We start from the raw sequence: 25,929 nt of genomic DNA on the forward strand, positions 1-25,929 counted from the left end.
GCTACCTCACCTTGAGCGTGCTCAGGCTTGCGAGCGAGAAGATGATGCAAAGAATCCAGAAGCGAATCACAATCTTCGACTCCGGCCATCCGGAAAGCTCGAAATGGTGGTGCAGGGGCGCCATCTTGAAAAGGCGTTTTCCCTGGAAGCGGAACGACACCACCTGGAGAATCACGGAAAGCGCCTCCACCACGAAGAGGCCGCCCACGAGGATGAGAAGAAATTCCTGCTTGATGATGAGCGCCACCACGCCTACTGCCCCGCCCAGGGCGAGCGCGCCCGTGTCGCCCATGAAGATTTCGGCCGGATGCGCGTTGTACCACAAAAACCCCAGGCACGCTCCCACCAGGGACGCGCAGAACACCGTTACTTCGCCCGCGCCCTTGATGTTAACGACGTGCAGGTAGTCGGCGACGATGGCATGGCCCGCGACGTAGGCGAGCACCGTGTAGGTGGCCGAGACGATGAGCATCGAGCCCACGGCTAGGCCGTCGAGGCCGTCGGTCAGGTTCACGGCGTTCGAGGAGCTCGCCAGCACCAGCACGGCAAACGGCACGTAGAACCAGCCGAGCTTCAGAGCGACTTCTTTGAAGAACGGCATCTGGAGGCTCGTGGAATACGTTCCGTGGGCCGCGAGCATCACCAAGGCGACACCTACGGTGACCGCCGCAAGAATCTGCAGTGAGAATTTCGCGCGCGCCGAAAGGCCCTGAGAGCGCCGCCGCACCGTTTTGCGGTAGTCGTCGAGAAAGCCGATGACGCCGAAGGCGAGCATCGTCAGCAAGGCGAACCATGCGTATGGGTTTCTCAGGTCGGCCCAAAGGAGCGTGGCGAGCGCGACGGCGGCGAGAATTAAAAGACCGCCCATGGTGGGCGTCCCCGTTTTGGCGTGATGCGCCTTCGGGCCTTCCTCGCGGATGTGCTGGCCGATCTGGAGGTCGCGCAGTTTTCGGATGACGAACGGTCCCAGAACGAACGCGCACAGCATGGCCGTCAGGATGGCTCCCGCCGAGCGGAACGTGATGTAGCGGAAGATGTTGAACGGTCCCCAGACTTCGTGCAGCGGATAGAGGAGGTGGTAGAGCATCAGCAACGCTCCTCCGCACCGAGGCGCTCGCGCAGCGCCGCGAGAGCTTCTTCCATCCGCATGCCCCGCGAGCCTTTGACGAGCACGAGGTCGCCCTCGCGCAGAAACGAGGCGAGCGCTTCGCCCGCCTCTTCCGCAGTGGTGAATTCCCGTACGTTCGGGACGCCGCCCTTCCGCGCGACCGCGGCCATGCGGCGCGACCGTTCGCCCACGGCGAAAAGCGCGTCCACCTCGCACGAGGCCGCCAAGGCCCCGACATCCTCGTGAAAGGCGTGCTCCCCGGGACCGAGCTCCAGCATGTCACCCGCCGCGAGGACGTTGCGGCCCCGCCCCGTGGACGGGGGCGTCTCCTTGAGCGCCTCGAGCGCCGCGCGAAATGATTCAGGGTTGGCGTTGTAGGAATCGTCCACGACGCGGATGTTTCCCGGAAGATGCAGCATCCGCCCCCGTCCTTCGAGGGGAGCAAGCGACACCGCTTTCTCCGCCATTGCCTCGGCGCTCACGCCCAGGCTCCACGCCGCGGCCGCCGCTCCTAGGGCGTTCCGGGCGTTCGCACGCCCCGGGAGCATCAGGCGAAGCGACGCGCCTTGTCCGTCCGGGAAGGAAACCTTGAAAGACGATCCCTCGAATCCCCTGGATTCCACGTCGGAGGCCCGCACGTCGCAGGACTGCGAAAGCCCGTACGCGATGACGCGGCCCTGGAACGCGCTTGCACCGGCAAGCTCATCGCAGACACGGACCAGAAAGGCATCGTCGCCGTTTACCACAGCCGTGCCATTCGCGCCCATGCGCTTGAGGACGGAGGTCTTTTCGCGGTAGATGGCCTCAACGGAATCGAAGGATTCCAAGTGCGCGGGTGCGATGCACGTGAAAAGCATGACATCGGGCGTGTAAATTTCCACGAGGCGCTCCATCTCCCCGGGCGTGCTGATGCCCATCTCGCAGACGAGCGCGTCGTGGCGTGGCTCTCGGCGGGTGAGCGAAAGCGGCAGCCCGTAGAGGTTGTTCAGGTTGCCCTCGGAGGCGAACACTTCGTACCAGGCGGAGAGAAACGCCTTCAGAATTTCTTTCGCCCCCGTCTTGCCGGCGCTTCCCGTGACGCCGACCGAGACGCAGGGCCAACGGTCCTTGAAGGCGCGGCCCAGGCGCCCGAGCGCCCGCGTCGTGTCGTCCACGCCCACGAGGGGCCATTGCGGAAATTCCGCGGACACGGGAGGCGCGGTTTTCCCTGAGACGACGGCGCCGGCGGCACCCTTCGAGGCCGCTTCGCCCAAGAAGGCGTGGCCGTCGAAGCGCGGGCCCTCGACGGCGAAGAAAAGCTCGCCCCGGCGAATCGTGCGCGAATCAATCGAGACGCCCTGCACCTCCGCCTTCGCGGAGCCCTGGAGAAGCGTTCCTTCCATGGCTTGGATCATCTCTTCGAGTCTCATCAAAGAGTCTTTAAAATTTCTTCCACCACCTGTTGGTCGTCGAAAGCCACGGTGCGGTCGGCCAGGATTTGGTGCGTCTCGTGCCCTTTGCCCGCCACGACGACCAGGTCGCCCGGCCGTGCGGCGCGGAGCGCGAGCTTGATGGCGCGGCGCCGGTCCGCCTCCATCACGTATTCTCCGGGAGCGCGGAATTCCCGTACGCCGGGCTCCACGTCCTCGAGAATTTTTTGGGGGCCTTCGCCGCGGGGATTATCGGAAGTCAGAAATACAAGGTCGCTCCACTCGCCGGCGGCGCGCCCCATGGGAATGCGTTTACCCTTGTCGCGGTCACCGCCGCACCCGAACACCGTGAGCACCCGCTTGGGCCGAAGCGAGCGCGCCGAGCGCAGAAGGTTTCGAAGCGCATCGTCTGTGTGGGCGTAGTCCACGAGGACGTCGAACCCCTGCTGCGCGCGTATGTGCTCGAAGCGCCCGCGCACGGGCGGCGCCTGGGCGAGCGCGTTGAGGGCGTCCCGGAACGGAAGCTCGAGCATCTCCGCGGCGGCGGACGCGGCGAGAAGGTTCGAGACGTTCGGCATGCCGATGAGCGGCGAGTGAATTCGCCTGCGCCCCCGCGGCGAGACGACGTCGAAGCGCAGCCCGTCGAGCGCGAGAGAGACCGACTCGGCGCGCACCTGCGCCCCGGCGTCCAGGCCGTAGGTCAGGGTGCGTCCGCGGCAGGCTTTTTGCATCGGCTCGGCGTGCTCGTTGTCGGCGTTGAGCACGGCCCAGGCGTCCTCCGGAAGCGCCTCGAACAGCCGGCGCTTCGCCTCGAAATACGCTTTCATCGAGCCGTGGAAGTCGAGGTGGTCGCGGGTGAGGCCGGTAAATACGGCGCCCGCGAAGCGCGTGCCCTCCACGCGTCCCAAGCTGAGCGCGTGGGACGAGACCTCCATGGCCGCGTAGGGTACGCTCCGGCTGGCCAACTGGAAAAGCATTTCCTGCAGATCCGGGGCCTGGGGCGTCGTGTTTTCGGCCGGGAGGGCTTCGCCGTCGAGGTCGTATCCGAGCGTCCCCAGGACACCGCAGGGGCTGCCCAGGGCGCGCAGCATGTGGCCCAGGAGATGGACGACGGTTGTCTTTCCGTTCGTTCCCGTGACTCCCAGCACCTTGAGGCGGCGGGAAGGATGCTCGTAGACAAGGCAGGCCGCTCGGGCCATGGCGCGCCGCGCATCGGACGCCGTAATCCATGGAAGGTCCCGCTGCGGCGCCTCTTCGCTCAGGACGGCCTTCGCGCCGCGCTTGAGGGCCTCGTCGAGAAACGCGTGGCCGTCGAGGTGTTCACCGCGAATCGCGCAAAAGAGCGCCCCCGCCCTTACTCGGCGTGAATCGCATGCCACGGAGCGCACCTTGACGCGCGTCCGGCCGTGCGCCCGGGCTCCCTCGATTTCTTTCGCTATCGCCTGCACCGTTCGACCTCGCGGTTCCTCACTGGTCATATAGCGGCGCTGCCCCCGCCGTTCGTCCCGCTGAGCGCACCGTGATTTCCGCCGTGCGGCTCACGGTGTTCTCGGCGCTGGTGTAGGCCGCCGTGAGCACGCGGTTTCCGAACGAAGGCGGCACCCCCAGCTGGAGCATGATTTCTTTTCCCAGGCGGCTGAAGGCCGGCGCCGCCACGTCGCTTGCGTAGTAGAAGCCGCGCGACGGCTCGTCCACGAGCACGACGATCACGGCTCGCGGCTCTTCCACCGGCAGGAATCCGGCAAACGACGCCACGTAGCGTCCCTCGGCGTAGCGTCCCGTGGCCGGGTCCACTTTCTGGGCCGTGCCGGTCTTTCCGGCCACCGTGTAGCCCTCGACGCGCGCCAGCTCGCCCGTGCCGTACTCGACCACTTCCTCCATCATGTGCCGAATGGCGGAGAGCGCGCGGGTGCCGAGAATTTTTACCACTGGTCCCGGCTGCGCCTCGCGGTGCTCCACCTCACCGTCCGGGCTCGTGCTTTCCTGGACGACGTAGGGCATGACGAGGTGGCCTCCGTTTGCGAGCACGGCCGTCGCGCGCGCGAGTTGGAGCGCGGAGGCGCTCATCTCCTGGCCGATCGAGAGCGCCGCCCGGGAGAGCGCCGACCACCGGCGCGGCTTGCGCAGGATGCCCGCGCTCTCGCCCGAAAGCTCTATACCCGAAGGTGCACCGAAGCCGAACGCCCTCAGGCGGCGGTACAGGGTTTCACGGTGCTTGAACCGTCTGCCGATCTTAATGGCGCCCACGTTGCTCGAATGCGCTATGATCTCCGAGACGGAGAGTGTGGCGAAGGGCTTGTGGTCACGGATGCGAAAGCCGGCTACCTGGGTGGAGCCGTTTTCGCAGAAAATTAACTCGCGCGAGCCGACGAGCTTTTCGTCGAGCGCCGAAGCCGCGATAAAAATTTTCATAACCGACCCGGGCTCGTAAGCGTTTTCAATCGCCGCGTTGTGCCAGGCGGCTTCGGGGTACTCGGCGTGGGAGCGGTTGGGATTCGCAGCGGGGCGGCTGGCCATCGCGAGCACGGCGCCGGTGTCAGGGACTAATACAACGATGGAGGCGCTGCGCGGGTTGTGCTCCGAGACGATGCGGTCGAGCTCCCGCTCCGCGTAGTGCTGCACCACATGGTCGAGCGTGAGCGTGACGTGTCCCCCGGTGGACGGCTCTTCAAAAAACTGGGGAGGCAGGAGCGCCACGCGACCGCTCGGGCGCTTGGCCACGACGAGGCGGACGGGCGTTCCGCTCAGGTGCTCATTGAAGGCGTACTCCACGCCCCCGAGGCCGACATCGTCCACGCTCACGTAGCCCACGACATGGGAGGCGAGGGTCTCTTTCGGGTAACGGCGGCGGTACTCGCTCAGGACGCCGAAACCGGTTTCTTCCGAGAATCCCCGCGCCTCAAGGGTTTTCCATGTCTCCTTTGAAATCTTGCGTGCGATCCATACGAAGGATGCCTTCTTGCGCAGGCGTGCCTCCATCTCACGAACCGGGCGCTCAAGTACTTTCGCGAGCGTTCGCGCGCGGCCCTTGGGGTCATCCACGTGCGCCGGGATGGCGTAGAGCGATACGGCGTCCACGCTCAGGGCCAGCTCTTCGCCGTGGCGGTCGTAGATGGTGCCGCGCCGGGAAGGAATCTTCAAGATGCCTTGGCGCTGCTCCCGGACGCGCTCGGCGTAGTCCTCGTGTGCAAAGACCTGCACCTCGACCAAGCGCCAGCCTATGGTGCTCACTGCGGCAAGAAATCCCACCGCCACCATGGCAAGCCGCACGCGCGAAACACGGGTTTTTGCGGCCCCGGCTGACTGACGGTTTTTTCGTGCCTTCATGGCTGCGTCTTTTCCTCGGGAAGAACGCGTGCGCCGTGTCCGGCAAGCTCGGCGCGCCGCAGCTCATTTTCGGAAAACACGAGCGTCACGTTCTGCGCCGTCGAGTCCACCATGTGGAGCTCCGCATGCGCCGTGGCCTCGACACGATTCAGGGATTCGAGGCGGGCCTTTTCCACCCGAAGCATCCGGTTTTTCTCCCGGAGCGTGAGGGTCTCCCGCTGGATCTTGTCGATCGCGGTGAGGAGCCGCATGCGCTCGACACGGAAGCCGATGTAAAGAAGGAGCGGCACGGCCACGAGTACCGCAAGGACGAAAAACACAAGCACCTCGCGGCCGCGCTTGCGGTTGAGCTGCATCCAAAGGGTGCGGTTTCTAGTCGTGTGGTGCTGGACGTAGCGGCGGTGACGCATGGGGCTAGATTCGCTCGCAGGCGCGAAGCTTGGCGCTCCGGGCGCGAGGGTTGCGGGCGATTTCGGCCTCCCGGGGCTCCACGGGCCGCTTCGTAAGGATCTTGGCGGCGCGCACTTTCCCGCACTCACACTGGGGCTGGCGCGGGGGGCAAACGCACGTTCGCTCAAGGTACTGGAAAGCGTGTTTTACGAGGCGGTCTTCGAGGGAGTGGAACGACAGGATGACCATTCGGGCCCCGGGGCTCAGGCGCTCGGCCGTTTTGTCGATCCAGGCGGCGAGGCCGTCTAGCTCGCGGTTCACGGCGATGCGGAGCGCCTGGAAAGTCTTCGTGGCCGGATGGATGGCTCCACCTTGAGGGGGCTTCGCGCGCTCCACGATTTGCCGAAGCTCCAAGGTACGCTTGATGGGCTTTTTCGCGCGTTCCTCGACCAAGGTCCGCGCTATGCGGCGTGCGAAGGGCTCTTCACTGAACTCAAAAATTAAATCCGAAAGCGCCCGCTCGTGAAGCGTGTTTACCAAATCCGCGGCGGTCGTGCCGAGCGCTTGATTCATCCGCATGTCGAGAGGGCCGTCCCGCATAAAAGAAAATCCACGCTTTTGATCCTCAAGCTGGAGCGACGAAACACCCAGATCGGCAAGAACGCCCGAGACACGCTCGATTTTAAGCTCATCCAGGGCCTCGGGCAGTTCCTTGAAGTTGCGCTGGAGAAACGTCACGCGCCCCGCTTTCTCCTCCTTCTTGAGGGCCTTTCGGGCGGCCTTGATAGCGGCCTTGTCCACGTCGATGCCGAGGAGCTTCGCCGAGGCACCCGCGCGGCGCAGGATTTCCGCGGCGTGTCCACCGCCACCCACGGTGCAGTCCACGAAGACGCCGTCCCGCTCGCCGGGGGCAAGGTAATGCATCGCCTCCTCCAAGAGCACGGGTTCGTGTGTCGTGGTCATGGGCTTACGTTTTCTGTTCGCCCCCGTCGTCCCAGACGGGATACTGGCTTAAGCGGTGCAGGGTTTTGTTCGTCGAGGGGGTCCTTCTGAGGCGCTGCTTGAAGGCCGCGAGCCTCCAGACTTCGAGAAAATTACCCTTGCCGAGGACGCATACCTCCTGGCCTTCCACCTGGGACGTCTGGCGCAGGATCTGCGAAACGAGTACGCGCCCCTGGGGGTCCATCTTGCTCTCGAGGCCGTAGTAGCTTACGGCGTCCTCGAACGGCTGGCGCGCGGGCTCGGTGAGCGGAATGCGGGATAAGCTTTGCTCGATGCGCTGCCACACCGAAAGCGGATAGACGCGCAGATACTCACCCTTCGTCGAGAAGCAGGTTACGTAGACCTCGTCGCCGTACTGCTTGCGCAGGATGTCGCGAAAACGGGTCGGGATTTTAAGCCGCCCTTTCTCGTCTACCTTCGCCTGAAAATTTCCGCGAAACATTTACCTTCTCCCCCGCCGCTTGAGCGGGACAGAACAAACAGGCGCCGCGCCCCGTTGAAGCGCCCGCCATGTTTTCTCGTTTTTCGAGGAGTTCCGAGGGGCGCATAGGCTGTGCGCCACCGGGGGAGGCAATATCATGCATCTAAAAAAGCGTTGCCCGCCTTAAGCAAACTTGCCCTCAGGGCACGCTCCGCCGCCGCCCGTCCCGATGCACCTACCGGGACAACTCCCGCTTTCCCCGTCCCTACCCGTCCACCTTACTGCGGCGGACGAGCGCCGGGACGGAAAAGCCACCTCTTGCGGAAGGCTCCGAAACGAGGCTTGCCAATCGCGTCCCATACCGCTGAAGCGGAACGGCTCGCCCTAGCTTCGGCCTGCCTCTCTCGGGGGGCACTCGGCCTTCCCAAAAGGGGAATGGGGTCAAGGTCCACTCGAAGCGGGTGTGTTTTAGTCCACTTTTGACCACATTCGACCCCAAGGATATATGGTCAATTCCGGTTTGTCAAGAAAAAAAGCAAAAAAATCCTGAATGCCGGCGGGGGGGTGCAACAGGCAAGCCCCCTCGTTCTCGCTTGCACCCCCCCTTTCCTCAAGCTTCCTTCGCCCGGTGCTGGAGCCCGCGTTTGCGGAAAAAGCCAGTCTCTGATAAACTTTCCCTACCATGCATGGCCGGACGCTCGCCGGAACGCTGGCCTTTTTTTTGGCCGCGCCGCTTCTGGGCCAGAGCCTTGAAGAAAAGGTCAGCGAGTTCACGCTCCCGAACGGCTTCCGTTTCCTCATCGTGGAGAGGCACGAGTCGCCGGTGTTCGTGGGCCTGGTGCGCTTCAAGGTGGGAAGCGTGGACGAGGTGCCGGGCATCACGGGCCTCGCGCACTTGTTCGAGCACATGGTCTTCAAGGGCACGACGGCGATTGGGACGCGCGCGTGGGAGAAGGAGCGCGCGGTGCTCGACGAGATCGAGCGCGTGGGCGAAGCCCTCTCGCGCGCCGTGGTGGAAGGCGACGAGGAGACGGTCAAGGCTTTGAGGGAGGAACTCGAGGCGCTGGAGGAAAAGCATCAGACTCTGATTGTTCCCGGCGAGTTCGACACCGTGTACGACGAAAACGGCGGCACCTTCCTGAACGCCACCACCGGCGCGGACCTCACCACGTATTTCGTGGCGCTTCCCTCGTCGCGCCTCGAGCTTTGGATGCTCATGGAGTCGGAGCGCTTCAAGCACCCCGTGATGCGCGAGTTTTACAAGGAGCGCGACGTGGTGGCCGAGGAGCGCCGCATGAGGATCGAGACGAGCCCCGGGGGTGCGCTCTACGAGGCGCTGATCCATGCCGCGTTCACGGTGCATCCTTACCGAATCGAGACGGTGGGCTACATGTCGGACCTGAAGACCGTCACCGTCGGCGACGCGGAAAAATTCTTCGCCGAACACTACGTGCCCCAGAACAGTGTCGTGGCGCTCGTGGGCGACGTGGACCCCGCCCACGCCGCAGAGCTCGCCCAGAAATATTTCTCCGACATTCCCAAGGCGCCCGATCCGCCGCCGGTACGCACCGTGGAGCCGGAGCAGAAGGGGGAGCGGCGCGTCAGGCTGGAGTTCGACGCCGAGCCGGGGCTGATGGTGGCCTACCACGTGCCGACGTGGCCGGACGAGGACTTCTACGCGCTGCGGGCGCTTTCCTACGCGCTTACGGAGGGACGCGCCTCGCGCCTCGAAAAGGCGCTTGTTAAGGAAGGTGTGGCGTCCGACGTCGACGCATGGTTCGGTCCCGGCGAGCGCTATCCGCACCTTTTTATGCTTAGTGCCGACCCCATTGCGCCGCACACGACCGAAGAGGTCGAGCGGATTCTCTACCGCGAGTTCGAGCGCCTCGAGCGCGAGCCGCTCACGAAGCGCGAGCTCGAGCGCGTCCGCAACAATCTTCAGGCCAACGCGGTGCGGCGCCTCGGCTCGAACTTCTGGCTCGCCTTTTCCATGACGGAGTACGAGCTTCTCACGGGCTCGTGGCGCAACATGCTGACCTACGTTGACAAGGTGGGGAGCGTGACGGCGGAAGACGTTCAGCGCGCGGCGAAGGCGTACTTGACGGAATCGAACCGCACGGTCGCGGTGCGGGTGAGAAGAGCGGTCAAAGGTGCAGAAGGCGCAGAGAGGATGAGGGCTTCTGTATTTTCCGCACCTTCTGTACCTTCCGCACTTGGCTTTGGATGGCTTTACCCAGCGGAGCCTGCGAGGGAAACAGACGCACCATGAAACGCCAATCCTTTTTTTTACTCTTAGTCGCGGCGGGGCTCGCCGGAGGCGCGGCGTGGGCGCAGCTCCACCCCTCGACTCTCGAATACCCCGACGAGGTCTTTGAGCCCCGCAAGGCCGAGCGGGCTTCGCTCTCGAACGGCATGCTCGTCTTCCTCGTGGAGAACCACGAGATCCCCATCGTTTCGGTGCAGGCCTTTGTGCGGGCGGGAAGCGTCTACGACCTTCCGGGCAAGGAGGGGCTGGCGGAACTCGCAGCCAAATCCATGCGTGCGGGCGGCACCAAGCGGTGGAAACCGGAGGTGCTCGACGAGGAGCTCGAGCAACGCGCCGTAAAACTCTCCGTTGACATGGAAGAAGAGATGCTGTGGGTCGGCGTGGAGGCGCTCAAGAAGGATTTCGAGTGGGCCCTTTCGGTCGCCGCCGACGTGTTGCGCAATCCCGCGTTCCGCACCGGGCCCGTCAAGGTGGAAAAAGGAAAGATGCTCGACTGGGTCTGGCGCCGCTGGGATTATCCGCGGGTCGTCGCGTCGCACAAATTCGGCGAGCTCGTTTACGGAAAGCAAAGCCCCTGGGCGCGCTACGAAACCGAAGAGTCCCTCGAGCGCATTTCGCAAAAGGATTTAAGGGATTTTCACCGGCGCGTCTTCGTTCCCGAAAACATCCTTCTTGGCGCCTACGGGGATTTCAAGCCCGAAGCGATGCTTCAAAAGCTGGAGGAAGCGTTCGGAGACTGGGAGCCGCGCGAAGCCGTGCTCCCGGAGCTTCCGAAAGTGGAAGACCGCCTTGCACGCCGCGTATATTACATCCCGCGCACGAATTTGAAGCAGACGAGCATCCGCATCGGCCACTTGGGCGTTAATCGTCATGATCCGGACATACGGCGCATCGAAGTGATGAATCATATTTTTGGCACCAGCATGTCGTCCCGCCTTTTTATGAAGGTGCGCTCCGAGAAGGGGCTGGCCTACAGCGTGGGGGGAGGCGTCCGGGACGGACTCGACCGGGGAACGTTTTCGGTCGGATGTTCCACCAAGCCCGAGACGACGGTCGAGGCTATCGAAGCCATCCTCGTGGAGATCGAGCGCCTCCGCGTGGAACCGCCCACGGAGGAGGAGCTTCTGCGGGCCCGGCGCTCCACCGTGAACAGCTTTGTCTTTCAATTCGAGGGTGCGAGCGACGTTCTTTGGAAAAGCATCGAAAACCACTTTTTCGGCTATCCGGAAGATTACTGGGATACGTATCTCGAAAAAATTCGTGCCGTTACGGCGGAGCAGGTGCTTGACATGGCCCGCAGGCACATGAATCCCGAAAAAACGGTAATCCTCGTGGTGGGGGACGAGGCAAAGTTCGACAAGCCCCTCTCCACCTTGGGCGAGGTCACGACCCTCTCGCTGGAGTAGCTCTTTCCCCATGCTTCGCAGGGGTTTGTCGACGGGCCTTTTTCTTGCGGTGCTTGCCGCCGCGGCGGGAGTTGCGGCAGGTGCCAAGCCCCAACAGGTCGAGGGCAAGCGTGGCCCCAAGGCGGTGTTCGAGGAAACGTTCAAGGACCTCGGCGCCCAGCATCTTACCCAGGAGGTCGAACACGCCTTCCCCGTGCGCAACGAGGGGGACGCCGTCCTTCGGATCGAGGGCGTTTTTCCCTCATGCGACTGCACCGTGGTTGACTTTACGGAGAAGATCAAGCCCGGCGAGACGGGAACGGTCACGCTGAGGCTCAAAGGGGAGGAAGGCCCGTACCAAAGCTATGCCCGGGTTCAGACGAACGAACCCGAAGGTCAAAACGAGCATCGGCTTGAATTGCGCGTGCTCCTGATGGGGCCCATAGAGTTCGACCCAGAGCCCTTCGTCTACTTTGAAGGGCCGTCGCCACCCAAGTGGCAGGTCGTGCACATCCGGAGCCTCGACCCTCACGAAACGCTCTTCGTCGACCGGGTTGTCGTGACGCCGGGCCTTCGGAGCTACGTGGATGCGCACACTGAGCCCGTTAAGAACGAGCGGGAGTACGCCGTCGTGCTCACGCTTCTAAAACTTCCGCCTCCCGGGGAGCGCGTCCAAGCGAATGTGCAGGTGCCGGTGAGGCGCTCCAAAGGATGGCGCAACTACGACATCCAGGTACGGATTATTGCGTCGCACGATTCCCCTCCCCAAAACTAAAGGTGAAACCGGCGGATGTTACGGCGTAAAAAATCCCGCCTGAAAGGCGGGATTAAAGCTGGGGACGCTGGCGTGTCTTAGGCGGTCTAGGCGATGGCCTGCAGGCCGGATTCCATAATTTCCAGGCCCTCTTCGAGCTGGTCCGGCTCCGTCACGAGCGGCGTGAGCAGGCGCACGACGTTGTTGTACGTTCCCGCCGATATGACGATGAGGCCGCGCTCGTAGCAATAGTCGAGGAGCTTATTCACCTTCTCGGGATCCGGCTCTTTGCTCCTGCGGTCTTTCACGAACTCCATCGCCTGCATCGAGCCCATTCCCCGCACGTCACCGATGAACTTGTATTTTTCCTTCCAGGCGGCAAATCGCGGTTCGAGCGTTTTCCCTATCTTACGCGCATTCTTGACGAGCGAGCCGCTCTTGAACAAGTCCAGGGTGGCGAGCGCCGCGGCGCTGGACACGGCGTTGCCGCCGTAGCTGCCGCACTCGATGCCGTCCTCGCCCGCCGCGTCCATGACCTTCGCCCGGCCGACCACGGCGCCGATCGGCATCCCGCCGCCGATGCCCTTGGACAAGATCATGATATCCGGCTCCAAGCCGAGCTGCTCGCAGGCGAAGAGCGTTCCAGTGCGGCCGAAGCCCGTTTGGATCTCGTCGACCGCGAAGACGATGCCGTGCTTGCGGCAGAAGGCCTGGAGTTTCTGCAGGAATTTCTTGGGCGCGGGGACGAAGCCGCCCTCGCCGAGCATCGGCTCGATGATGACGGCCGCGATCTGGCCCGGCGACGTCCTGGCGGCGATGTCCGAGAAGAACTGGAAGCACTCGTCCGCTACGACGTCGGAATCCTTGTTTCCCGGCCAGCGATAGACGTAGGGATAAGGCGCGCGGTGGACGTCGGTGCAGAACGGGCTGTAGCCCATCTTGAAGGGATTGGCCCTGTGCGTGAGGGTCATGCTCATGTAGGTGCGCCCGTGGAAGGCGTGCTCGAAGCAGAGGATCGAGGGTCGTTTCGTCGAGGCGCGCGAGATCTTGACGGTGTTCTCGACGGCTTCGGCGCCGGAATTCACGAGGAGCGCTCTCTTGGTAAAGGAGCCCGGGGTTAAGCTGGCCAGGCGCCCGGCGAGCTCCACGGCTCGCTCGTAGGGCGCAATGTTGAAATTCGTGTGCATGGCGCGCGCCGCCTGCCTCTGGACCGCTTTGACGACTTTCTCCGCACAGTGGCCCACGTTGGCGACGGCTACGCCGGAGGCGAAATCCAGCAGATGGTTGCCGTCCACGTCCTCGAGGATCGCTCCGCGGGCCTTCGCCACGACGATGTTCGTGTACTGGCCCAGCCCGCGCGGAACGTACTTTTTGCGCTTTTCCATCAGGGCGCGGCTCTTCGGCCCCGGAAGCTCGGTTTTGAGTTTTATGTGCTTTGAGCTCATGGAACCGGTTATTTCCTCGATTTTTGGATGGACTTGAGCACGGTTTCCGCAATTTCGAATCCCTGCTCGAATTGCTTCGGCTCGATCGTGATCGGCGGGACCAGGCGCACAAGGTTGTCATACGTTCCGGCGGGCAGGATGACCAGGCCGCGCTTATAACAGCCGGTGAGCATTTCCTCGCATGCTTCATCGTCGGGCTCCTTGGTCGTGCGGTCTTCCACGAATTCTATTCCCCACATGGCGCCGAGGCCCCGTACGTTGCCGATGACCGGATAGTTATCTTTGAAGTACCGAAGCTTCTTTTCCAGAGTTTTTCCGAACTCCCGCGCCTGCCTGAGGAGCGTGCCGTCCTCTAGCATATCCAGGACGGCGAGCGCCGACGCGCACGCGACGGGATTGCCGCCGTACGTGCCGCCGCCGAGGCAGTCCACGTCCGGCACGTCCATGATCTCCGCCCGGCCGACAACGCAGGAAATCGGCATGCCGCTGGCGAGGCCTTTCGATAGGATCATCATGTCCGGCTCAGCTTCCAGCGGCTCGCACGCGAAGAGCGCACCCGTGCGGCCGAAGCCGGTCTGAATCTCGTCGGCCGCGAAGACGATGCCGTGCTTGCGGCAGAAGGCCTGGAGCTTTTTCAGAAATTTCTTGGGCGCGGGGACGTATCCGCCTTCGCCCAGCACAGGCTCGATGATGACGCCCGCCACCTTCTCCGGGGTGATGCTGGTCACGACGAGGTCTTCGAAATGGCGGAAGCACTCCTCGGCCACCACGTCAGGATCCGCCCCCTCTTCTCCCCCTCCAGGCCAGCGATAGGGATAGGGGAAGGGCGCGCGGTAGACTTCGGGGCAGAAGGGGGCGAAGCCGCGCTTGAAGGGCTTGGCCTTGTCCGTCAGGGTCATGGCCATGTAGGTGCGCCCATGGTAGGCGTGGCTGAAGCAGACGATGGCGGGCCGGCCCGTGGCGGCACGGCAAATCTTGACGGCGTTCTCGACGGCCTCGGCGCCCGAGGTTGCGAACATCGCTTTCTTGGGGAAGTCGCCCGGCGTCGCGTTACATAGGCGTTCGGCGAGCTCCAGGTACGGCTCGTATGGGGTGACGAAGAACCCCGGGTGCAGGATGCGTTCCGCCTGCTTCTGGATCGCGCGGACGACCGGCTCGGGCGTGTGGCCCAGATTGACGACGGCGAAGCCGCATGTCCAATCCATCAGGTGGTTCCCGTCCACGTCTTCCACGATGGCACCGTGGGCTTTTGCCACGAAGACGGGAGGGAGCCAGTGGGCGACGCCGCGCGGAACATGCTTTTTCCGCTCAGCCATCATGGCCCGGTTCTTGGGCCCCGGCAATTTTGTTTTTAGCTTAATCATACAAAAGCGCAGGCCAGTATACGTGGAGCATAGTGAAGAGTCAAGCCCAAAAATACCCGAAAGTCTCTAAAAAAAATGCCTTTATTTACGCCACTTATTGGCGTTTCTCAAAAAAAGCGCCTTTTTAGGGTTTTTTTCAATTCCCGGTTGCCTGGCCCCGCCAGGAGCGGGCCATCCCTCAACATAGGGCAGGCCCGCCAAGGTCGTCGGGGCGGGCAGGCTTCAATCCCCTCCGAAAATCCCGAAAATTTTTTTCTTGATCTCTTTCTTAATCTCTTTCTTTACTTCTTTTTGGACGCGTTTTCGGATGAATTCCATGTCGAGTGTCGTTTTGGGCTCGTAGATCGTGCCCTTCACGTAGGCTGGAATCGTGGCCCGGCCGTCGTCGCTCGTGAAGAACGTCTTCGCGTCCGATTCCTTGATCTGGGCGGTGAGCTCCTTGGAAAGGTACGTCGTGACGTGGAAGTCGAGGTTGCCTTCGAAGTCCATCGAGCCGCGGACGCGCGAGTCGAGGTCCTCCGAGACGAGCCGGGTGTTTTCTGTCGTGAAGCGCCTGCCGCCGATCTTGAAGTCTCCGTCCATCACGTCAAACCTGGTAGTGTTGGGATCGATGCCTTCCTTGATGCCGACGAGGCCTCCCACTTTCCGAATCTGCTCTAGGAGGCTGAACGACGTGAGCGCTCCGTCCTTGACCTCGAAGTGAGACTGCCCGCGCAGGCGCTTCCCCATGGCTCCTTCCTCGAACCCCTCGCCCTTTGCGTCGAGCTTCATGAAGAGTCTGCCCTTCAGAAGATCCTTGTGCTCCGTGGCGCTTTCGACCATCTGTTTGATGTCAACGCCCTCGAGCGTGCTCGCGAGGCGGAAGGGCAGCACGTCGCTCGTCAGATTCATCTCGAACAAGTGGTCCGCTCGGCCTTGATAAAGCACGAGGGAGAGGGGCTCGACGTGGAACAGGCCGCGCTCCATGCGGACGCTCGCCTTGACATCGGTGAACGTGAGTCCACCGTAGAGCGCCTTCGGCGTCTCGAACGTGCCTCGAAGGGTTGTCTTCTTGAGCGGGCTCTCGGTTTGAGACGGCGTCTCGGGGGAAGGCGCGGGCTCGGCCTGAGTATCCTCCGCCGGAAGAAGGGCGAACAATTTTCCGATGTCCAGCTCGGGCGAGCGCAGCGCGAAATTAATGTCGGGTGCGTCGAGTCCCTCGAGCACGACGCGCCCCTCGAATGACGTTTCGCCGAGCGCGAGATGCACCGGCTCGAGCGTAAAGGTTTCGCCTTCGAAGGCCGCTTCGAGGCGCGGGAACGCAATGGGCGCGGCGAGGTAGTCCGTCCGGACGGAAAAGTCCACGAGGGATGCTTTTCCCGAAAAGAGCGGTTTTTTCGTCGTGCCGCTCGCCTTCACCTCCGCGTCGGCTCGGCCCTTGAGGCTTGAGAAGTCGACACCGCCCAGGAGGCCCGCCTCGGAGAGCGCGGCCGCTTCTTCGAGGCGCGTGTTTTTAGCGGAGAGCTCGAGGTTGAGCTTCGGAGCCTTCGAGGAAAGCGACGCGACGCTTCCGCGGACGGAGATGTCCGCCGCCTTGGTGCTCACTGAAAGGTGCTTGATATCGAGGCGCTCGCCCTCGTCCGAGAGCGCGGCGTCGTAATCCACGGCCAGCTCGACGGCGCGCGGCGCGCGAAGCGTCAACGAGGCCGTGCCCCGCGACGCCCACGCCGAGGGCTTTCCGTCGAGGTCCGCGTCGAGGCTCGCCGTCCCCTCGATTTTGGGAAGCCCCAGCTTCGCAAGGAGCGGCTCGAGCGTGGCCACCTCGAACGGCTCCACTTCAAGCTCGGCCGATTCGACCGACACGGCCTTTTCCTGGAGGCCCAGGCGGTAACGGGCGCGAAGGCTTGTGTTTTGAGGCTTCAGGTCCTGCACCGCGACGCTCCCTTCGAGATGGAGGTCGTCCCGGCCCTGACTCCATACGTCCGTATCCATGTCGAGCGTTCCGTCCTGCACGGGAACGTCGTATTCCCGGAGAAGTGCTTCAAACGGACCGAGGCGCAGCCCCGTGATGCGTGCCCGCCCCCGATAGGCAAGCGACGCAAGGTCGCTGAAGTCGCTGGGCTCGGTTCGCCCGGACACGCCGATGGTGAAATCGTACGGGACGACGCGGCCTTCCATTTCCACCTCGACGGGGCGGTTCTTGCCGACGTTGCGAAGGGTCAAATCGAGCGAGTCGAGGCCGAGCTCGCTTGGGAAACCCCAGAAGCCGTTCGGCTTGCGCAGCGTAAGAGAGGCGTCCTTAAGCCGCAGGCGACCCAGGAAAAATTCTTTCGCTGCTGCGTCCTTCGGGGCGTCTTTCTCCTCGACGAGGTGTGCGAGGTCGCGAAGCAAAAGAAGTTTTCCCGCCTGGTCGAAGTCGAGCGTGACGCGAGGGCGCAGGGCCTTCACGCTCTTTACCTCGACGCGCTTCCTCAGGAGGGGCAGGAGGCGCGGCGCGATGTCGAGCGCCTCGACGGAAAAGAGCGCATCCTCGGGGCGCTCGTCGTAGATTGCGACATCGTAGACGCGCACGGCAGGGCGCGGCAGGATGCGCAAATCGAGCTCTCCGAGGCGCACATCCTTGCGCAAAACCTCCTTGAGTTTGAGCTCGATTACGGGGCGGTACTGTTCGAGGTCAACGAGGCGGGGGATGATGAGGGCGAGCGCGACGAGAACGATCGCTATGAAAACAAGGACACCAATCAGAACCTTACGCTTCATGATTTTTTCCAGTACGGCTTTTTGCAGGCTTTTCCCATTGGAGCTCAAACATGTGGGGAGTGGAGGGTTCGAACCTCCGTAGCCCGTTGGGCGGCAGATTTACAGTCTGCTCCGTTTGACCACTCCGGCAACTCCCCGCAGAACCATTATTGTATCACAGCCTCCTCCCGGCACGCCGCGCCTCGCTGTTTTTTTCCTTCCGGCCTTTGCGCTCCTCTCAATTTCCTGCTATCCTAAAACGCCGTGGAGGTTTTTGACGATGCATCTTCGTGAGAAAACGCTGCTTTCCGTATTTCTGGGCTTCGCGCTCCTTGGCGCGATGCCTTCCCAGGCCGCAAGAGAAAAGGTTATTCCCGCCTCGAGCGAGGACGTCGCGCGCATTCAGGAGGAGGTATGGAAGCTCAAGAAAGGGCAGGCCGAGCTGAAGGAGCAGATGGCGCAGATTCTCGCCCTCCTCGAAGAGCGGTGCGGCGGCACGGCGCAGTCGAACGCACGCCTCGCCGCGAAGCTCGACGAGGTGACTTCGGAAATCCTCGTGCTTTCCGAAAAGCTGAGCGACGCCAACTATCGCCTCGCCCTTGCGGGCAGCCACCGCCCCGCGGCACCGGCGGCGCCCGCGCCCATCTTGGAAAAACCTGCTCAAGCGGCCCTACCGACGGACTGGCCGGCGGGTCTTGCGACAAGCGAGTCGGGGGAGCCGCCTTCTCCCCAAAAAGAAGAACAGGTGTCGCCTCAAAAGGAAACCGCCGGGGCAGAACCTCCGGTGCCGCCTCCCATGTCCCCCGAGCAGGCCTACCAGGCCGCCTACGCCGATTACACCAAGGGAAATTTCTCCCTCGCCGTTATGGGCTTCGAGAAATTCGTCAAGCAGGATTCGCAAAACGACCTTGCCGACAACGCCCTCTACTGGGTAGGCGAGTGCCACTACGCTCAACGCCAATTTGAGGAGGCGATCGGGGTGTTCGACCGCGTGCTTGAGAAATATCCGGAGGGTGACAAGATTCCCGCGGTGCTCCTCAAGAAAGGCTACGCCTACATGGAGCTCTATCAGATCGGGCAGGGCGTCGTCGTTTTGCAGAGCCTCATCCAGCGCCATCCGCACGCGCCCGAGGCTAGGCTCGCCAAGCAGAAGCTCGACGAGTTGGGAATGGGACGGTAGGTGAGAACGTAGATCAATAATCGATGACCGGTAACCGATGACCGATTCCTGAATTGGTCATTGGTAATCGATAATCGGTCATTAAATCTACTTCCTACGTCCTTGCCGCAATGACCACGAAAGCCGGGGCGAAAGATATTAAACAGCACGCCGCGACGATCTGGAAGCGTCTGAAAGAGCGCTGGCCGGACGCCCGCTGCACGCTCGATTTTAAAAGCCCCCTTGAGCTTCTGGTCGCGGCGGTGCTTTCGGCGCAGTGCACCGACGAGCGTGTCAACCAGGTTACAAAAGGTCTTTTCAGAAAGTACAAGACGGCCCGGGACTACGCCTCGGCGAAGCCCCAAGAGCTTGAGCAGGACATCCGCTCGACGGGATTCTACCGAAACAAGGCGAAGAACATTCTGGGCGCCGCGAAAATTCTTCAGGAAAGGCACGAGGGCCGCGTGCCCGACACGATGGACGAGCTTGTGGAGCTTCCGGGCGTCGCGCGCAAGACAGCGAACGTCCTCCTTGGCACCGCTTTCGGCAAGGCCGAGGGCGTCGTCGTGGATACCCACGTGCACCGCCTCTCGAGGCGCCTCGCCCTGACGGAGCACGACGACCCCGTAAAGATCGAGCGCGATTTAATGGCGCTTTTTCCGCGCCGGGACTGGACGGCGCTCGGCCACACGCTCGTCCTCCACGGCCGCCACGTGTGCCGGGCGAGGAAGCCCCTCTGCGGCGAGTGCGTTTTGAACGACATCTGCCCGTCGAGCGAGAGGTGAATTTTTCGAACAAAAACACACCAAAATTCCGGAGATAACAGCCATGCAACGCTGGACAAGCAAATTGGTGATAGGACTTACGCTATTGGTTTGCCTGACGTATTCTGCCCCACCGAAAGGTAAGCTCTATCCTGTGGATGAAGCTTCTCAAGACGCGTCGTTTTTGGAATTCAGGAAAAAGATAGTGGAAGCAATTAGGAATCGAGATAAAGACTATATCTTGAGCATACTCGATCCTGACATCAAAAACAGTTTTGGTGGTGATGGCGGGATTGAAGAATTTAAGAGTTTGTGGAAGCTCGATAAGCCCGAAAGCGAGTTGTGGAATGAGCTGCTTGTGGTCTTAACGCTTGGAGGAGCGTTCGGAGAATACTTGGGCGAAACAAGCTTCGAAGCACCTTACGTTTCCGCTCGTTGGCCGGACGAGTACGACGCTTACGAATATATGGCCATCGTAGGAGAAACTGTCAGTGTTCGGCTTGAGCCCAGTTTAACTGCCACCGTAATTGATACCCTTTCTTATGATATTGTGAAACGTGTGTATGTTCTTTGTTCCGTAATGGGGGAAATAAAAGCTGATGGTCACACGTGGATGCTTATTATCACACCTGACGGCAAAGCAGGGTTCGTTTCCCAGAAATATCTTCGAAGTGCGACCGACTATCGTGCCTACTTCCGTAAAACAGACGGCAAATGGTTCATGGCTTGTTTCATCGCAGGGGATTGATGGAAACGAAGCCCTGAAAAGGCTTCGCGTTTCGTGAGTCAAATCACCCTCCGAATCGAGGGCATGCACTGCGCGGGCTGCGCCGCTACGATTGAAAAGGCGCTCCGCGAGGCGCCGGGCGTCGTCTCGGCTGTGGTCAATTTCCCCATGGGGCGCGCGTCGGTCGGGCTTTCCTCCGGCGCGGACGTCGAGGCGCTTTTAGGCGCCGTCCAAAGCGCGGGTTACCGCGCGTCGGTCCTGGACGAGGAGCGGCGCGAGGGCATCGAAACCGAAGAAATTCGGAAATTACGCTCGGCGCGCCGCCGCGCTCTCCTGGCGTGGGCTTTCACGGCGCCGGCCATGGCCCTGATGGGGCTTCACATGCTTGCCCCGGGCCTTGTAGAGGGGGCGGCGGGCATCCACGTGTTTGCGCACCCGCTTCTTTATCTTGCGCTCGCCGCCCCGGTTGTTTTCCTTGCGGGAAGCGAGGTGCTGCGAAGCGGCTTCGGCTCGCTCGGGCGTCTTGCGCCGAACATGGACGCGCTCATCGCCATGGCGGCGGCGGTCTCTTTCTTGACGGGCCTCGCCGCGTTGCGCTCGCCGCAGGTGGCCGATTTCTCCGCGATCGGCGCCATGATCGTGGCGTTTCACCTCACGGGGCGCTATCTTGAGGCGCGCTCGTGCGGCCGCGCCTCGCAGGCCGTCCGTGCGCTTTTGGAGCTCCGCCCCGAGACGGCGCGCGTGCGGCGGGGCGACGAATGGAAAGAAATTCGCGCCGAAGAGCTCCGCGCGGGCGACGAGGTGCTCGTGAAACCCGGCGAGAAAATCCCGGCGGACGGCACCGTGCGGCGCGGCGAGGGCGCCGTGGACGAGGCGCTCGTCACGGGCGAGAGCATGCCCGTGGAGAAACGCCCCGGTGACGGCGTCGTGGGCGCCTCGGTGAACCGCGAGGGCGCGCTCGAGGTGGAGGTCACCCGCGTGGGGCGCGAGAGCTTCCTGGCTCGGGTCGTGGCGCTCGTCGAGGCATGCCAGGGCTCGAAGGTGCCCATCCAGCGGCTTGCCGACCGCGTCGCCGGAAGATTCGTTCCCGCCGTGTTCGCGCTTTCCGTGCTTACGTTCGCGGCGTGGCTCGCGTTCCCGGAGAATTTCCGCGCCGTGCTCGAATGGGCGGCGCCCGTGGCGTTCTGGACGCCGCGCTCGCTCGGAGATATCTCGCTTGCGCTCTACGCGGCGGTGGCCGTTCTGGTCATCGCGTGCCCGTGCGCCCTCGGGCTCGCGACGCCCATCGCCCTGATGGTCGGCACGGGGCGCGGCGCGCAGAGGGGGATTCTCATACGCCGCGGCGAGGCCGTCGAGCGCATGAAAGACGTCCGCGTCGTCGCCTTCGACAAAACGGGAACGCTCACCGAGGGAAAGCCCCGCGTGACGGACGTCGCGGCGGCGGAGGGTTTTCTCAAAGACGACGTGCTCCGGCTCGCGGCGGCGGTGGAGCGGTTTTCTGAGCATCCGCTCGCGGAGGCCATAGTGGAGGCGGCGACCTCACCCCCGCCTTCGGCCTCCCCCTCCCCTGCAAAAGGAGAGGGGGGAAAAGGGGGTGAGGCAGAAGACTTCGCCGCCGTCCCGGGGCGCGGCGCGCGGGCGCGCGTTTCGGGCGAGGCGGTGCTTGTGGGCGGAAGAAGCTTTCTCGACGGGGAGGGCGTCCCGACCGCGGCGGCGCCCTTCGGGGCGTTTGAGGCCGAGGGGAAAACCGTCGTGGGCGTCGCGGTGGAGCAGAGGCTGGCGGGAGCAATTGCCCTGCGCGACGAGCTGAAGCCGGGCGCGCGCGAGGCCGTGGCGCGTCTCCGCGCCATGGGGCTCCACGTCGTGATGCTTACGGGCGACAGTCCCGCCTCCGCGAGCGGGGTCGCGCGCGAGGCGGGCATCGAGGACGTGCGCGCCCGCGTTCTTCCCGAAGACAAGGTGCGCGCCGTCGAGGGGCTTCGCCGGGAATTCGGCCCCGTTGCCATGGTGGGCGATGGCCTGAACGACGCGCCGGCGCTCGCCGCGGCCGACGTGGGCGTCGCCATCGGCTCGGGCACGCACATCGCCGTCGAGTCCTCCGGCGTCGTTTTGACCTCGGACGACCCGCGCGCCGCAGCCGACGCCGTCGCGCTGAGCCGCGCCACGTTCCGCACCATCCGGGAGAATCTTCTTTGGGCCTTCGGCTACAACGTCGTCATGATCCCGCTCGCCGTCGCGGGCCTCCTTCACCCGGCGATGGCCGAGGCCGCCATGGCGCTCTCGTCGCTGAACGTGGTGTGGAATTCGCTGAGGCTGAGGAAGGTCGGGATTTGAAGCTCTGCGGGGCGGGATTTCCGCGCGATGGGGCTCCTCCCGGCCCTTTTGGCGGCCGGCGAAGCCTCCGTCACCGGCTTGGCTTTCCGGAGGAAGACTTCAGGCTTAAAACAGAACCCCCCGGCGCAAGCGCCGGGAGGTTCCGAAGGAGGGACCAAGGAGGGCTCTCGTACTATATATGAACGCCCGAACTTTTGTCAAGTTCCAGAGCTTGACCATTATAGCATAGGGTTTCTGAAAAGTCCAATCCGGGGCGCCCCCCGCGGATCCCCCAGGGGTGGGATTTCGTAAAACGGGCGGGCAGCGCTGCGGATTTTTTCCCGGGGCCATGGGGGTCTTTTGGGATAAAATCGGTTGACATCCGCGGGGAGGAAGCTCTATACTACGCCGTATGGGAAGCGGAGAACTCGTACGCGCCAAGTGGACGCTGGGCATTGCCGCGGCCTGCGTGGCGGCGCTGGGTCTTTTTTCCTGCGCCGGCGGCGATGTGACGGGAATCACGATCTTGTCGGCCGCGTACGACGTTATCTATGAGTTCGACAGCCGCACTTGTTGCGACGAGATCGACAATGACGGGGATGGCAGCATAGACGAGCCCGACGAGGACTACTGCCTGGATACATGTCGTGACACCGACGGAAACGGCATCTGCGAGGGGGGAGATCCTGTCCCATGTCCGCCTCCGGGCTCCGACGAAATTCGCCTGGAGCTTTTACAGTTCGACGGCGCCGTTGCCCGTTTTGCCCTTTTGGCTCACAACTTCACCATAAGCAATGCTTGGAGAATCCGCTTTGGATTAACGTTCAACAGCGATCTGCTCCGATACACCTATCCTTCCCCCGGGGTGGGGTCCCATAGCCCGGAGTATCCGGGGGCCGTTCCGTGGAAAAAGATTCCTCCCATCGGGACCGGCATTCCGGATTTGTTTCCAGACCCGGGTCCGGGGGAGGTCGAGGGGCTGGCCGACGACAATTGCTGGGGCTGCTGCATCGAATGGACGGATTATTCCTGCACGGGCCCGGGCAAGAAAGGTGAGACCTGTACCCAAGACCTCAAGCCGAACGATGTAAAGCTTTGCATCAAGCGCTCCTGCGTCCCTTCCACAGGGGAAGTGGGTGGTTTTTGCCCGGCTGGCGCGGGAAGGGCCGATTGCTGCAATTGCAGTGATACGGCACCGCAGTCCCGCCACTGCCGACGAACCGACTCTAATCCGGCCTGTGCTACTAGTCCCGAGGGACAATGCCACAACAACTGTGACCAGCCGCTTTTTACGGAGTTGGCGGGTGATCCCGACGCCGATAAACAGATACATATTTGCTGCGCGGAAAAAGCCTTGCTGCAGGTAGAAGACTGGGAATGCCTCCAATTCGACCAGCAACAGGGGATCTGTACTGCATCAACAGGATGCGAGGCAATGGGTTTGGGGCAGGGCGAGCAGCCGCTGGGGGTAACCCCGCAGGGAGTGGTGGCCACGGTTCCTCTCCACGTCAAGGCGGCCCGGGAATTCGATGATTTCCGGTTCCTTTTCGACGTGGGCGGCAGCTCGGTTTCCCCCTACAATTCCGACGCAAAAACTCCTCTTGGTGGAGCCGCATCTGTAGCAGGGAAGGGAACGGTCATTGCAACCGATTGATATGGGAGCACTGAGGAAGCAGTCGATGTCTCAACCATGTCGTGGCGCCCGAAGGGCCGGATTCCTCGGCTGCTCCGCCAGGGCGAACAAGTAAAGCCGCTCCCGGCTGAAATTGGATCCCGACTTCAATCGGGACGAAAATAGCTTGCAATCCTCCGCCGGTAAGGAGTATCCTCTCCTTCCAAAGCAAACAACCCCATAAGTTGACAGGAGGCAAGCCCATGGCCATGGAACTTGCCCCGACGCTTGCGTCGGGGACTGTAACCCGCCCGATGCCGCATTCCGTCGAAGCAGAGCGCGCAGTGCTCGGCTCCATCCTGCTCCGAAACCGCGAGAGCGAGCTGGCGTTCGAGCGCCTTCGTCCCGAGGGCTTCTACCATGCCCCGCATCAAAGGATTTTTGAGGCCATGGAGCGGATTCGCACTGTGCAAGAAAACCCCGTCATTGACTTAATAACCCTGCGCGATGATCTCGACAAGCGCGGATTGTTGGAAGAAGCGGGCGGCGCGGATTATCTGGCTTCTCTTGTGGACGGCCTTCCCAAGGAGCTTAATATTCCTTCTTATGTCAGCATTGTTCATGATAAGTATGTTCTGCGCGAGCTCATCAAGCGTTCGGAGGCGGCCATTGCGGAGTGCTTCAAACAAGAACAGGAAACGGAGACGGTCCTGGGCGAGGCGGAGAAGAAAGTTTTCCAGCTTGCCGAGGAACTCGTACGCTTGGACTACGTCCTTGTGGGATCTTTGACGCAAGAGGTGCTCCAAAAAACCGAGGAGATAGCCAAGCATGGCGCCCCCGTCGGGGTTCCCACCGGGTTCACGGATTTCGATCATATAACGGGCGGCCTTCAGGCGAGCGACCTCGTTGTCGTCGCGGCCCGGCCGAGCGTGGGAAAGACGACCTTCTGCCTCAACGTGGCCGTGAACGCCGCGTTGCGCGAGGGGAAAACCGTCGCCGTTTTCAGCCTCGAGGACTCGCGCGACAACATCGTCCGCCGCATGCTCTGCACCGTGGCGAAAGTGGACGCGGAAAAGGTGTCGCGCGGCCGCGGCATTAACCGCGAGGACTGGGCGAATCTCATACGCGCAGAGGCGGAGCTGCGGCAGGCGCCCCTTTACATTGACGACAGCCCCTCCACTATCTTTCAAATCGGCCCCAAGGCGCGCCGCCTTCAAAGAAAGCACGGGCTCGACCTCCTTATCGTGGACTACCTTCAGCTCATCCTGTCGCCGAGCGAGATTCGCTTCGAGAACCGCACCCTGGAGATCGCCGCCTACACGCGGTATCTCAAGAATTTGGCGAAGGAGCTCAAGATTCCAGTCATCGCCGTCTCCCAGTTGAGCCGCGCGCCCGAGCAGCGTCCCGACCACCGCCCGCGTCTCGCCGATTTGCGCGAGTCGGGCGCCATCGAGCAGGACGCGGACCTCGTGGCCTTCCTCTACCGCCCCGATATGTACAAGCGGGGGCGAAACGGAGACCGTGAGGAGGCGGACTCGTCAGGGCTTGCCCGCCCTAACAACCTTGGCGGGCTTGCGCCGGAGACGCCCCGTTCGGAGCTCATCATCGCCAAGCATCGAAACGGTCCGACAGGCGTCATTCAGCTCGTGTTTATTCCTCAGCAGACGCGCTTTGAAAGCGCGGCGCCTTCCTACGCCGCCTCCGAGGAGCCCGCCCCCCTCGGGGGAGAGGCGGAGCTTCAATAGCCTCAGCCCCCTCGTCAGGG

Annotated in this window: 19 protein-coding genes and 1 tRNA gene; 9 read left to right on the top strand and 11 right to left on the bottom strand. The window is 62.8% G+C overall.

Features of this window, described 5'->3' with window-relative positions; translation table 11 throughout:
• Position 1: 1 nt before the first annotated feature.
• Genes JSV08_06410 through JSV08_06440 form a run of 7 tightly spaced genes read right to left on the bottom strand, consistent with a single transcriptional unit; the run spans position 2 to position 7,678 of the window.
• The gene (locus JSV08_06410; GenBank protein UCF80148.1) at positions 2 to 1,087 is read right to left on the bottom strand and encodes a phospho-N-acetylmuramoyl-pentapeptide-transferase; all 1,086 of its coding nucleotides are present in this window, start codon (positions 1,085 to 1,087) and stop codon (positions 2 to 4) included.
• Entirely contained in the window at positions 1,087 to 2,517 is a 1,431-nt protein-coding gene (locus JSV08_06415; protein ID UCF80149.1) for a UDP-N-acetylmuramoyl-tripeptide--D-alanyl-D-alanine ligase, read from the bottom strand. The genes JSV08_06410 and JSV08_06415 overlap by 1 nt, the downstream gene beginning before the upstream one ends.
• Positions 2,517 to 3,995 carry a UDP-N-acetylmuramoyl-L-alanyl-D-glutamate--2,6-diaminopimelate ligase gene (locus JSV08_06420; protein UCF80150.1) on the bottom strand — a complete coding sequence of 493 codons (1,479 nt, stop codon included), beginning with the start codon at positions 3,993 to 3,995 and terminating at the stop codon, positions 2,517 to 2,519. Before JSV08_06420 ends, JSV08_06415 begins: the two co-directional genes overlap by 1 nt.
• Complete coding sequence (locus tag JSV08_06425; GenBank protein ID UCF80151.1) at positions 3,985 to 5,844, bottom strand: penicillin-binding protein 2; 1,860 nt, start codon at positions 5,842 to 5,844, stop codon at positions 3,985 to 3,987. Before JSV08_06425 ends, JSV08_06420 begins: the two co-directional genes overlap by 11 nt.
• Positions 5,841 to 6,254: a cell division protein FtsL gene (locus JSV08_06430; protein ID UCF80152.1), complete on the bottom strand. Its 414-nt coding sequence runs from the start codon at positions 6,252 to 6,254 to the stop codon at positions 5,841 to 5,843. Before JSV08_06430 ends, JSV08_06425 begins: the two co-directional genes overlap by 4 nt.
• A 4-nt stretch (positions 6,255 to 6,258) precedes the next feature.
• The gene (gene rsmH, locus JSV08_06435) at positions 6,259 to 7,197 is read right to left on the bottom strand and encodes a 16S rRNA (cytosine(1402)-N(4))-methyltransferase RsmH (protein UCF80153.1); all 939 of its coding nucleotides are present in this window, start codon (positions 7,195 to 7,197) and stop codon (positions 6,259 to 6,261) included.
• A 4-nt stretch (positions 7,198 to 7,201) separates the two neighbouring features.
• The gene (locus JSV08_06440) at positions 7,202 to 7,678 is read right to left on the bottom strand and encodes a division/cell wall cluster transcriptional repressor MraZ (GenBank protein UCF80154.1); all 477 of its coding nucleotides are present in this window, start codon (positions 7,676 to 7,678) and stop codon (positions 7,202 to 7,204) included.
• 661 nt (positions 7,679 to 8,339) lie between these two features.
• Here JSV08_06440 and JSV08_06445 point away from each other — a divergent pair.
• From JSV08_06445 to JSV08_06455, 3 genes are read left to right on the top strand one after another with little or no spacing between them, the layout of a single operon-like run.
• Positions 8,340 to 9,926 carry an insulinase family protein gene (locus JSV08_06445; protein ID UCF80155.1) on the top strand — a complete coding sequence of 529 codons (1,587 nt, stop codon included), beginning with the start codon at positions 8,340 to 8,342 and terminating at the stop codon, positions 9,924 to 9,926.
• A complete protein-coding gene (locus JSV08_06450) occupies positions 9,923 to 11,329 on the top strand; it encodes an insulinase family protein (protein ID UCF80156.1) in 1,407 nt (468 codons plus the stop codon). The genes JSV08_06445 and JSV08_06450 overlap by 4 nt, the downstream gene beginning before the upstream one ends.
• Before the next feature lie 10 nt (positions 11,330 to 11,339).
• A complete protein-coding gene (locus tag JSV08_06455) occupies positions 11,340 to 12,083 on the top strand; it encodes a DUF1573 domain-containing protein (protein ID UCF80157.1) in 744 nt (247 codons plus the stop codon).
• 86 nt (positions 12,084 to 12,169) lie between these two features.
• On the opposite strand, the gene JSV08_06460 is transcribed toward JSV08_06455, so the two are convergent.
• From JSV08_06460 to JSV08_06475, 4 genes are all read right to left on the bottom strand, one after another.
• Positions 12,170 to 13,507 carry an aspartate aminotransferase family protein gene (locus JSV08_06460; GenBank protein UCF80158.1) on the bottom strand — a complete coding sequence of 446 codons (1,338 nt, stop codon included), beginning with the start codon at positions 13,505 to 13,507 and terminating at the stop codon, positions 12,170 to 12,172.
• Positions 13,508 to 13,515: 8 nt separating this feature from the next.
• On the bottom strand, positions 13,516 to 14,871 hold the full coding sequence (gene gabT / locus JSV08_06465; GenBank protein ID UCF80159.1) for a 4-aminobutyrate--2-oxoglutarate transaminase: 1,356 nt from the start codon (positions 14,869 to 14,871) through the stop codon (positions 13,516 to 13,518).
• A 222-nt stretch (positions 14,872 to 15,093) separates the two neighbouring features.
• Positions 15,094 to 17,610, bottom strand: coding sequence for an AsmA family protein (locus tag JSV08_06470; GenBank protein ID UCF80160.1), 2,517 nt, complete (start codon positions 17,608 to 17,610; stop codon positions 15,094 to 15,096).
• Between the two features lie 53 nt (positions 17,611 to 17,663).
• Positions 17,664 to 17,747, bottom strand: a tRNA-Tyr gene (locus JSV08_06475).
• 122 nt (positions 17,748 to 17,869) lie between these two features.
• On the opposite strand from JSV08_06475, the gene ybgF reads away from it, so the two are divergent.
• The 6 genes from ybgF (at position 17,870) to dnaB (ending at position 25,909) form a co-directional block, all read left to right on the top strand.
• Positions 17,870 to 18,769 carry a tol-pal system protein YbgF gene (gene ybgF / locus JSV08_06480; GenBank protein UCF80161.1) on the top strand — a complete coding sequence of 300 codons (900 nt, stop codon included), beginning with the start codon at positions 17,870 to 17,872 and terminating at the stop codon, positions 18,767 to 18,769.
• Positions 18,770 to 18,879: 110 nt separating this feature from the next.
• Positions 18,880 to 19,533, top strand: a complete 654-nt coding sequence (nth, locus tag JSV08_06485; GenBank protein UCF80162.1) for an endonuclease III — start codon at positions 18,880 to 18,882, stop codon at positions 19,531 to 19,533.
• A gap of 43 nt (positions 19,534 to 19,576) precedes the next feature.
• On the top strand, positions 19,577 to 20,260 hold the full coding sequence (locus JSV08_06490) for an SH3 domain-containing protein (GenBank protein UCF80163.1): 684 nt from the start codon (positions 19,577 to 19,579) through the stop codon (positions 20,258 to 20,260).
• A 33-nt stretch (positions 20,261 to 20,293) separates the two neighbouring features.
• Positions 20,294 to 22,573 carry a copper-translocating P-type ATPase gene (locus JSV08_06495; protein UCF80164.1) on the top strand — a complete coding sequence of 760 codons (2,280 nt, stop codon included), beginning with the start codon at positions 20,294 to 20,296 and terminating at the stop codon, positions 22,571 to 22,573.
• A 391-nt stretch (positions 22,574 to 22,964) separates the two neighbouring features.
• Positions 22,965 to 24,206, top strand: coding sequence for a hypothetical protein (locus JSV08_06500; GenBank protein UCF80165.1), 1,242 nt, complete (start codon positions 22,965 to 22,967; stop codon positions 24,204 to 24,206).
• A gap of 272 nt (positions 24,207 to 24,478) precedes the next feature.
• Positions 24,479 to 25,909, top strand: coding sequence for a replicative DNA helicase (gene dnaB / locus JSV08_06505; GenBank protein UCF80166.1), 1,431 nt, complete (start codon positions 24,479 to 24,481; stop codon positions 25,907 to 25,909).
• Positions 25,910 to 25,929 lie beyond the last annotated feature (20 nt).

It is taken from the genome of Acidobacteriota bacterium, assembly GCA_020349885.1.
Taxonomy (GTDB): domain Bacteria; phylum Acidobacteriota.

Bases quoted from the DNA above. Each gene is read 5' to 3' on its own strand.
- JSV08_06425 (UCF80151.1), bottom strand. From the start codon at position 5,844: ATGAAGGCACGAAAAAACCGTCAGTCAGCCGGGGCCGCAAAAACCCGT.
- JSV08_06415 (UCF80149.1), bottom strand. From the start codon at position 2,517: ATGAGACTCGAAGAGATGATCCAAGCCATGGAAGGAACGCTTCTCCAG.
- JSV08_06490 (UCF80163.1), top strand. From the start codon at position 19,577: ATGCAACGCTGGACAAGCAAATTGGTGATAGGACTTACGCTATTGGTT.
- JSV08_06470 (UCF80160.1), bottom strand. From the start codon at position 17,610: ATGAAGCGTAAGGTTCTGATTGGTGTCCTTGTTTTCATAGCGATCGTT.
- gabT (UCF80159.1), bottom strand. From the start codon at position 14,871: ATGATTAAGCTAAAAACAAAATTGCCGGGGCCCAAGAACCGGGCCATG.
- JSV08_06420 (UCF80150.1), bottom strand. From the start codon at position 3,995: ATGACCAGTGAGGAACCGCGAGGTCGAACGGTGCAGGCGATAGCGAAA.
- ybgF (UCF80161.1), top strand. From the start codon at position 17,870: ATGCATCTTCGTGAGAAAACGCTGCTTTCCGTATTTCTGGGCTTCGCG.
- JSV08_06430 (UCF80152.1), bottom strand. From the start codon at position 6,254: ATGCGTCACCGCCGCTACGTCCAGCACCACACGACTAGAAACCGCACC.
- JSV08_06500 (UCF80165.1), top strand. From the start codon at position 22,965: ATGGGAAGCGGAGAACTCGTACGCGCCAAGTGGACGCTGGGCATTGCC.
- JSV08_06455 (UCF80157.1), top strand. From the start codon at position 11,340: ATGCTTCGCAGGGGTTTGTCGACGGGCCTTTTTCTTGCGGTGCTTGCC.
- JSV08_06410 (UCF80148.1), bottom strand. From the start codon at position 1,087: ATGCTCTACCACCTCCTCTATCCGCTGCACGAAGTCTGGGGACCGTTC.
- nth (UCF80162.1), top strand. From the start codon at position 18,880: ATGACCACGAAAGCCGGGGCGAAAGATATTAAACAGCACGCCGCGACG.
- JSV08_06460 (UCF80158.1), bottom strand. From the start codon at position 13,507: ATGAGCTCAAAGCACATAAAACTCAAAACCGAGCTTCCGGGGCCGAAG.
- JSV08_06440 (UCF80154.1), bottom strand. From the start codon at position 7,678: ATGTTTCGCGGAAATTTTCAGGCGAAGGTAGACGAGAAAGGGCGGCTT.
- dnaB (UCF80166.1), top strand. From the start codon at position 24,479: ATGCCGCATTCCGTCGAAGCAGAGCGCGCAGTGCTCGGCTCCATCCTG.
- JSV08_06450 (UCF80156.1), top strand. From the start codon at position 9,923: ATGAAACGCCAATCCTTTTTTTTACTCTTAGTCGCGGCGGGGCTCGCC.
- JSV08_06445 (UCF80155.1), top strand. From the start codon at position 8,340: ATGCATGGCCGGACGCTCGCCGGAACGCTGGCCTTTTTTTTGGCCGCG.
- rsmH (UCF80153.1), bottom strand. From the start codon at position 7,197: ATGACCACGACACACGAACCCGTGCTCTTGGAGGAGGCGATGCATTAC.